An 8,442-nucleotide genomic window follows, 5' to 3' on the forward strand; every position below is an offset into this window, starting at 1 on the left:
AACAAGGATGTCGAGTTTCGATCCTGACGGCCGGGGTAGCCTGGACCGCCGCCACTTCCTCGGTGGCACTCTCGCCGGCGCGGCGGCGCTGAGCGGCTTCGGCCTCGCCGGCCCGGCCGCGGCCCAGGGCGCCGAGGTCACCGCCCTCATGGTCAACGCCATGCTCAGCCCCAGCCTCAAGCCGATCGCCGAGGCCGAGGCGAAGGTCACCATCAAGGAAGGCGCCTTCCTGTCCGGGACCGACACCGTGTCGCGCCTCACGGCGCCCGGCGGCGCCCGCTACGACCTGATGAACAGCTCCTATGCCTTCTCCCATCCCGTGGTGATGGGCCCCAAGGCGGGCGCGGAGCGCGTGCAGCCGATCGACGTCTCGCTGATCCCGAACATGCGGTTCATCAACGAGCCTTCCAAGGAAGGCATCGGGCAGCGCGACGGCAAGGTCTACATGGTGCCCCATAGCTGGGGCTTCGACTCGATCCTCTACAACCGCGATGTCGTTCCGGACGACGACCCGTACACGCAGTCCTGGTCCCTTCTGTTTGAAGACAAATATGCCGGCCGGATCGGCTGGTGGGACGTCGCCCACCAGATGCTCATGGCTGCCGGCCTCTATCTCGGCCACGCCGAGCCGGAGAAGATGGACCGGAACCAGCTGAACGAGGTCTCGAAGTTCCTGATCTCGAAGAAGAAGAACGTCCGCACCTTCTACACGACCTTCGCCCAGGGCTCGAACCTGCTGGCCAGCGGTGAGATCGCGGTCGGCTACGGCATCGCGCCGATGCGCAACGAGCTGAAGAAGCGCGGGTTCAACATCACGGGCTCCTGGCCGAAGGAGGGCGTGCTCTCGCTGATCAGCGCGTCCTACATCCCCAAGGATTCGCGCAATGTGGCGGGCGCGCACGCCCTCATCAACGCGATGCTCGGCGAACGCTACGCCAAGGAGCTGTCGAACGGCTCCGGCTACCTGTCGGCCTCGACCTTCGCCCAGGAGAACCTGACCCCGGAATTCCGCAAGGAATTCGGCTACGGCATCTTCGACGGCAGCGTGAAGCACTACCAGCTCAAGTTCCCGACCAACATGAACATGTGGATCGAGACCTGGAGCAAGGTGAAGAGCGCCTGACATGGCTGCAGCGAGCACTGTGCCCCTTCCCCGAGGTCAGGCCCAAGAGCAGAGGGCCCGGCTCGCTGCGGCCTCCAGCCAGGCCGCGGGCGAGATCTCCGTCTCGATCCGCGGCATCACCAAGTCGTTCGGCACCACAACGGCTCTCGACGCCGCCAATCTCGACATCCGCCGCGGCGAGTTCTTCTCGCTGCTGGGGCCCTCCGGCTGCGGCAAGACCACCCTCCTGCGCATCATTGGAGGGTTCGAGACTCCGACCAGCGGCGATCTTCTGATCGCCGGCCGGAGCGCACTCGGCGATCTCCCCTACCGGCGGCGAACCAACATGGTGTTCCAGCATGGGGCGCTGTTTCCGCACCTCAACGTGGCGCAGAACATCGCCTTCGGCCTGGAGATGAAGCGGTTGCCCAAGCCGGACATCGCCAAGAAGGTCGAGGAGGCGCTCGCGCTGGTCCGGCTCACCGGCTACGGCGACCGCAAGGTCGACCAGCTCTCGGGCGGCCAGCGGCAGCGGATCGCGATGGCCCGCGCCCTCGTCAACGATCCCGAGGTGCTGCTGCTCGACGAGCCGCTCGGAGCGCTCGACCTGCAGCTGCGCCTGCAGATGCAGGAGGAACTTCGACGCCTGCATCGGGCCATCGGCGGCACCTTCATCTTCGTGACGCACGACCAGGGCGAGGCGATCACGATGTCCGATCGCATCGCGGTGATGAATGCCGGGCGCATCCAACAGGTCGGCACCCCACGCGAGGTGTACGAGCGCCCCGCGACCAAGTTCGTCGCCGAGTTCATGGGCCACTCGAACTTCTACGAGGCGGTGGTGGCGAGCCGAGACGCGACCGACTCCGGCATTCTGACGGTCGGCGGCCAGCCCTTTCCGACCCGCCTGCCGGCCGATGCGGCGGTGGGCCGGACGGTGTTCGTGGCACTCCGCTACGAGAAGGTCGATGTGGTGCCCGGCTCGACAGGGGCGGCCGGCGGGCCCGCGCTCGCCGGTACGCTGGAGGAGGAGACCTATATGGGCTCCTTTGTCCGCCGGCGCGTCGACCTCGGCTCGATGGGCGTGATCGTTTCCGATGCCGCGAATACGGGTCGGCAGGTCGCGATGCGGCCGGGCGACCCCGTCCAGGTCCGGTGGGAGCTCGACAGCGCCACCGTGCTCCTGAACTGAGCCTGCCGCACCGTCGGCCCTTCTGCGAACCAGGGAGTGACATCGCCATGCCGCACGCGACCGCCGACGACGGGGTGAAGCTCTATTACGAGGAGACCGGAGCCGGGCGGCTCGTGATCTTCGTGCACGAATTCGCCGGCAGCTACCGGAGCTGGGAGCCGCAGATGCGCCATTTCGGCCGGCGCTACCGCTGCGTCAGCTTCGCGGCGCGCGGCTATCCCCCGTCCGACGTGCCGGACAATCCCAGCTCCTATTCGCAGGCGCGCGCGGCCGACGACATCCTGGCCGTGCTCGACCATCTCGGCGAGCGCAAGGCGCATGTGGTCGGGCTGTCGATGGGCGGTTTCGCGACCCTCCATTTCGGCTTGCGCCATCCCGACCGGGCCCACTCGCTGATGGTCGGCGGCTGCGGCTACGGCGCCGAAACCGACCAGCGTGAGCGCTTCCGGGCCGAAGCCGACACCATCGCGGCCTCGCTCAAGGCGGACGGCATGGCGGCCTTCGCCGAGCGCTACGCCTATGGCCCGACCCGGGTGCAATTCGAGAACAAGGACCCGCGCGGCTTCGCCGAGTTCAAGCAGATGCTGGCCGAGAATTCGCCCCTCGGCTCAGCCAACACGCAGCTCGGCGTGCAGCGCGAGCGGCCCTCGCTCTACGAACTCGTCGGCGAGATGAAGAAGCTGACCGTGCCGACCCTGGTCCTCACCGGCGACGAGGACTGGCCGTGCCTGATGCCGGCCATCCTGATGAAACAGTCGATCCCCTCGGCCGCGCTGGCGGTGATGCCGAACTCGGGACACACCATCAACATCGAGGAGCCGGACTCCTTCAACAGCATCGTGGGCGACTTCCTGACCCAGGTGGACAGCGGCCGCTGGCCGACCCGCGACCCGCGCTCGCAGACGGCGTCCATCACAGGCATGAAGAATTGACGGGCTTCGAGCGATGCAGCCGCCGCCCTCCGGGCAGGAGAGCCGCGTGAGTCCGCGGCTGTCGCTGAACCACTATCTGACACCGGACGGCTATCCGCTGGCGCGCTTCCTCGACGAGGCAGCGGCGGCCGGTGCGGAGGGGGTCGGGCTGACCGAGCGCGCCCTCTCCGAGGTGGAGCTGCCGGTGCTCAAGCGCCTGCTGCGCGAGCGCGAGCTGCGGGTGACCTCGGTCAACAGCTCCGGCTTCTTCCTCTGGGCCGATCCGGAGCGGGCGGCCCGGCAGGCGGAGATCAACCGCACGCTCATCCACTGCGCGGCCGAGCTGGACTCCGACACGCTCGTGCTGATCGGCGGCGGCCTGCACGACATGGGCGAGGAGGGCCCGCTCCGGCTGGCGCAGGCGAGAGCCCGGTTGGAGGCCGAGATCCCGGCCATTCTGGACCAGGCCATGCGGGCCGGCGTCAGGCTCGGGATCGAGCCGATGCATCCGTTGCGGATCTTCACCAAGGCCTGCCTCAACACGCTGGCCCAGACCGAGGCGCTGCTCGGCCGCCACCCCGGGCTCGGCCTGGTGCTGGACCTCTTCCACTCGTGGTGGGAGCCCGACCTCGACGACGCCATCGGCCGGTTGGCCGATCGCATCACGCTGGTCCAGGTCTGCGGCGTCACCCAATCCCGCACCGAGCCGGCGCTGCCACGGCGGTGCCTGCCTGGCCAGGGCGCCGTGGATCTCACGGGCATCATCCGGACGCTGCTGCGGAGCGGCTATCGCGGCCGGTTCGAGTTCGAGCTCTTCGCGCCCGATCTCGACGGCCGCGAGCCCGCAGACGTGATGCGGGCCGCCATCGCCGATTTCGGGAGGCTGTGGCCGGCGGCCGGCGCGACCCAGGACGCAGGCGCGCGATGACCTATCTGATCACCGGGGGATCCGGTTTCGTCGGGCTGAACATCGCGGCCGCGCTGCTGGAGCGCGGCGAGACCGTGGTGCTTTTGGACGTGAACGGCCCGCCGGCGGCCGCCGAACGGCACCTGCGCGGTCTGGGAGGCGCGCTCGCCGTCGAGGCGGGCGACGTTCGCGACGGCGCGGCGACCGCCGCCGTCATGAAGCGCCACGGCGTCCGCAAGCTCGTCCACGGCGCGGCCATCACGGCCGGGGCGGAGCGGGAGCGCAAACAGGCACGCTTCATCGCGGAGGTGAATCTCGGCGGCACCATCGAGACGCTGGAAGCCGCGCTCGCGGCCGGCGTGTCGCGCGTGGTGCAGCTCGGAACGGGGTCGGTGTTCGGGGCGCAGATCCCGCCCGGCACCGCCTCCATCGACGAGGGCGAGACCCTGCCGGTGCCGGACAGCCTCTACGGCATCACCAAATACGCCGCCGAGCGGACGGCGCTGCGCTATCGCGACACGCGGGGCCTCGATGTCGCCGTGGCGCGTCTCGGGGTCGTGTTCGGCCCCTGGGAATACGACACCGGGGTTCGCGACACGCTCAGCATCCCGCTTCAGCTGCTGCGCGCCGCCGAGGCCGGCGAATTCGTGCGGTTCAGGCGAACGCTCCCGGACGACTGGGTCTATGTGAGGGACGTGGCGGGTGCCGTCCTGGCGCTGCTCGATCTCCCGGCCACCCCGAACCCCGTGTACCAGGTCGCAACCGGCGGCCGCTGGTCCATCCTCGACTGGTGCGAGCGGCTGAAGGGCCGCTACCCGGGCTTCGACTACGCCATCGTGGGGGACGGCGAGCCGGTCAGCATCGGGGCGACCCAGCCCTCGGCGCGACCGCCCTTCTCGGTCGGACGCCTCCGCCGCGACGCAAACTTCACGGCCGCCTTCCCGCCCGACCGGGCCTTCGACGATTACGTGCGCTGGCGGGCGGCCACGCGCGAGCCATCCTGACGGCCGTTCCGGCGCCGCTCCCCTGTGAGGTGTCCCTTGCCAGAATCTCCCCTCGCCGCGGCCTTCGGCCTGCGTGACAGGATCGCCGTCGTGACCGGGGCGGGGGGCGGCATCGGCAGCGCCATCGCCCGGACCCTCGGCGAGGCTGGCGCCAGGGTCGCCTGTCTCGATCTCGCCGCGCCCGACACAACCGCGGCCGCGATCGTCGAGGCGGGTGGCCAGGCCATGGCGCTCGCCTGCGATGTCACGGACGAAGCCGCCACCCTCGGTGTCGCCCGCGAGGTCGGGGGAGCCTGGGGGGCTGCCCACATCCTGGTCAATGGCGCGTCGAACGACGACCCGAGCGGCACCGTGCTGGAGATCGGCCTTGCCGATTGGAACCGGCTCTTCGCGGTCCAGGTCACCGGCGCCTACCTGATGAGCCGCGCCATTCTTCCCCTGATGATTGCGGGCGGCGGTGGAAGCATCATTCACATCGCGTCCCAGCTTGGGCATGTTGGCGCCGCCGGCAGACCCGGCTACTGCGCCGCCAAGGGGGCTCTGCTGCAACTCGCCCGCGCCATGGCGCTCGACCACGCGGCCCAGAACATCCGGGTCAACTCCCTCTCCCCCGGAGCCGTCGAGACCCGCCGCATGATCCTCCGCCACGGAGACATCGACACCGCGCGCGCCTACAACGCGCCGAAACACGCGCTGGGCCGCATCGGCCAGCCGGTCGAGATCGCCCGGGCCGCGCTCTTTCTGGCCAGCGAGGCGTCGAGCTTCATGACGGGCGCCGACCTCCTCGTCGATGGAGGCTACACGGCCTTCTGACCCCCTGCCCCGCGCGTTGCGCGCGCGACGCCCGAACCGGCGGCATCGCCGCCCCACGTTACCCCTGCAAGTCCCTCAGAAAGGACCCACCGTGCCGAAGACGATCATCAATCCGCCGGGCTCCCCGCCCCCGCTCGCCCCCTATTCCCCCGGCACCATGGCCGACGGCGTTCTCTATGTGTCCGGCATGCTGGCCATGGACAAAGAGGGCAAGCTCGTCGGGCCGGGCGATGTCAGGGCCCAGACCCGGTCGGTGCTCGACGCCGTGAAGTCCGTGGTCGAGGCGGCCGGCGGAAAGCTCACCGACATCACCTTCAACAGCATCTTCCTGAAGGACCTCGCCGACTACGCGGCCATGAACGAGGTCTACCGTGAATATTTCCCGACCCAGCCGCCGGCCCGCTACTGCATCCGGGCTGATCTGGTGCGGCCGGAGTTTCTGGTCGAGGTCTCCTCGATCGCTCACGTGGGGCGCTGATCGGTGCCTCTCGTCGAAAGGGCAGGCGCCGAGCTCTATTGGGAGCGCCACGGCGCAGGGCCACCGCTGGTTCTCGCGGCCGGCCTCGGCGGGGTCGGCAGCTACTGGGCACCGAACCTGCCTGCGCTGACGCAGCACTTCACGGTTCTGACCTTCGACCAGCGGGGGACGGGCGCGTCCTCCAAGGTCCGGGTCCAGTCCGTCGAGGAGATGGCCGCCGACATCGCGGCCGTGATGGACGCGGCGCAGTTCGATTCCGCCCACTTCCTCGGCCACTCGACGGGCGGCGCGATCGGCGTCGCGCTGGCGCTCGAGCGTCCTGAGCGCCTGCGGTCGCTGATGGTCTATGCGAGCACGACCTGCGGCGACCCCTACCGGCGCAAGCTCCTCGGGCTGCGCCGACAGATCCACGAGCAGCTCGGGGCGGCCGCCTATGGGCAGTACACGTCGCTGCTGCTCTATCCGCCCTATTGGATCAACGCCAACGAGGAGCGCCTCGCGGCCGCCGAGACGCAGGCGGCCGGCCAGCTTGGGCCGCCCGATGTTCAGGCGAGCCGGCTCGACGCCATTCTGTCCTTCGACCGGCGGGCGGAACTGTCCAAGATCCGGGTGCCCACGATGGTGCTCTGTGCCGACGACGACATCCTCACCCCGCGCTACTTCTCCGAGGAATACGCTCGCCTGATCCCCGGCGCGCGAGCTCTCTACGTTCCCAAGGGCGGCCACGCGCTGTCCCGCACGGAGCCCGAGCTGTTCAACCAAATCGCCCTGCAGTTCTTCACAGAGATGTCCGCATCATGATGCTCATCCGACTTCTGGCGCTGCTTCTGCTGGCGCCCTGTCTCGCCACCGTGGCAGCCGCCCAGGATTGGCCGACCCGCACCATTCGCCTGGTGGTGCCGTTTCCGGCCGGCGGCAGCGCCGACGTGCAGGCCCGCATCATCGCCGACGAATTGTCCAGGGCCGTCGGCCAGCCGGTGATCGTCGAGAACAAGCCGGGCGCGGGCGGCAGCATCGGGGCCGCGGACGCGGCCCGGTCCGCTCCCGACGGCTACACGCTGTTCATGGCCACCACGGGCACCCATTCCAGCAACATCAGCCTGTATCCGAAGCTGCCCTACGACCCGGAAAAGGACTTTGCGCCCCTGACACTGGTCACGATCTACCCCCAGGTCGTCGTTCCGGGTGAGAAGTACCCGCAGAAAAGCCTGGCTGAACTCGTCGAAGCCCTCAAGAAGGCCGGCGCGAGCGCCAATTACGGCTCCTCGGGCGTGGGCTCGCCGACGCATCTCGGCGGCGAGCTGTTCAAGCGCCACACCGGGACCCAGATGGTCCACGTCCCGTATCGCGGTCAGGGCCCGGCCCTGAACGACCTCCTGGGCGGCCGCCTCGACGTCGTGTTCCCGTCGATCCCGGATGTGCTGTCCTTTGTCCAGGCGGGCCAGCTCCGCGCCCTCGCCACCATGGCGGACAAGCGCTCCAAGGCGCTGCCGGACGTGCCGACCACGGCCGAGCTCGGCCATCCGGAACTGGTCAGCGCGATCTGGTCGGGCCTCTACACGCGGGCCGGAACGCCCCAGCCGGTGATCGACCGCCTGAACCGGGAACTCGTGCAGATCATCAAGTCGCCGGTGTTCAAGGACAAGTTCGAGGCCATCGGCTTCGAGGTGCGGCCCACCACGCCGGCCGAATTCGGCGCCTTCGCGGCCGCCGAAACCAAGCGTTGGGGCGAGATCATCCGGGCGCTCAACATCCGCCTCGAGTGATCTCGCACGGGGCGGCCGCCGCCGGGGCCGCACGCGGCTGGCCCCGGCCGGCCGCCTCGCGGCCCAGATGGCGCCGCTCTGTTGCACGGCTGCGCTAGCGGGAACCCGTCTCCTGGCGGACAATCGCGGCGGGTCGGCGGAAGGCGAAGCAGTATGACGGCGCGTCGCGCAGGGTTCTGGACCGTCGGCCTGGCGCTCCTGCTCGGGGCGGCACACGCCCCGGCAGCCGCGGACGATGTCGCGGCCCAGCTTTCCCGGCCCGAGCTTCC

The 8,442-nt window shown here is 69.5% G+C and carries 9 protein-coding genes; all 9 read left to right on the forward strand.

Features of this window, described 5'->3' with window-relative positions:
- The first annotated feature begins 7 nt into the window (after positions 1-7).
- The 9 genes from JWR86_RS12215 (at position 8) to JWR86_RS12255 (ending at position 8,173) form a co-directional block, all read left to right on the forward strand.
- Positions 8-1,123, forward strand: a complete 1,116-nt coding sequence (locus JWR86_RS12215) for an extracellular solute-binding protein (protein WP_299565705.1) — start codon at positions 8-10, stop codon at positions 1,121-1,123.
- 1 nt (position 1,124) lies between these two features.
- Positions 1,125-2,294 (forward strand): ABC transporter ATP-binding protein, encoded by a 1,170-nt coding sequence (locus JWR86_RS12220; protein ID WP_299565707.1) that lies wholly within the window; start codon positions 1,125-1,127, stop codon positions 2,292-2,294.
- A gap of 47 nt (positions 2,295-2,341) precedes the next feature.
- Positions 2,342-3,226 (forward strand): alpha/beta fold hydrolase, encoded by an 885-nt coding sequence (locus tag JWR86_RS12225; RefSeq protein WP_299565709.1) that lies wholly within the window; start codon positions 2,342-2,344, stop codon positions 3,224-3,226.
- Positions 3,227-3,272: 46 nt separating this feature from the next.
- Complete coding sequence (locus tag JWR86_RS12230; RefSeq protein ID WP_299565712.1) at positions 3,273-4,133, forward strand: sugar phosphate isomerase/epimerase; 861 nt, start codon at positions 3,273-3,275, stop codon at positions 4,131-4,133.
- A complete protein-coding gene (locus JWR86_RS12235) occupies positions 4,130-5,116 on the forward strand; it encodes an NAD(P)-dependent oxidoreductase (protein ID WP_299565715.1) in 987 nt (328 codons plus the stop codon). The genes JWR86_RS12230 and JWR86_RS12235 overlap by 4 nt, the downstream gene beginning before the upstream one ends.
- A gap of 36 nt (positions 5,117-5,152) precedes the next feature.
- Entirely contained in the window at positions 5,153-5,929 is a 777-nt protein-coding gene (locus JWR86_RS12240) for an SDR family oxidoreductase (RefSeq protein WP_299565718.1), read from the forward strand.
- 91 nt (positions 5,930-6,020) lie between these two features.
- Positions 6,021-6,407 carry a pyrimidine utilization protein C gene (rutC, locus tag JWR86_RS12245; RefSeq protein ID WP_299565721.1) on the forward strand — a complete coding sequence of 129 codons (387 nt, stop codon included), beginning with the start codon at positions 6,021-6,023 and terminating at the stop codon, positions 6,405-6,407.
- 3 nt (positions 6,408-6,410) lie between these two features.
- Complete coding sequence (locus JWR86_RS12250; RefSeq protein WP_299565725.1) at positions 6,411-7,208, forward strand: alpha/beta fold hydrolase; 798 nt, start codon at positions 6,411-6,413, stop codon at positions 7,206-7,208.
- The gene (locus JWR86_RS12255) at positions 7,205-8,173 is read left to right on the forward strand and encodes a tripartite tricarboxylate transporter substrate binding protein (RefSeq protein ID WP_299565728.1); all 969 of its coding nucleotides are present in this window, start codon (positions 7,205-7,207) and stop codon (positions 8,171-8,173) included. Before JWR86_RS12250 ends, JWR86_RS12255 begins: the two co-directional genes overlap by 4 nt.
- Positions 8,174-8,442 lie beyond the last annotated feature (269 nt).

Origin of the sequence: Enterovirga sp. (assembly GCF_028290205.1) — a bacterium.
Lineage (GTDB): Bacteria > Pseudomonadota > Alphaproteobacteria > Rhizobiales > Beijerinckiaceae > Enterovirga.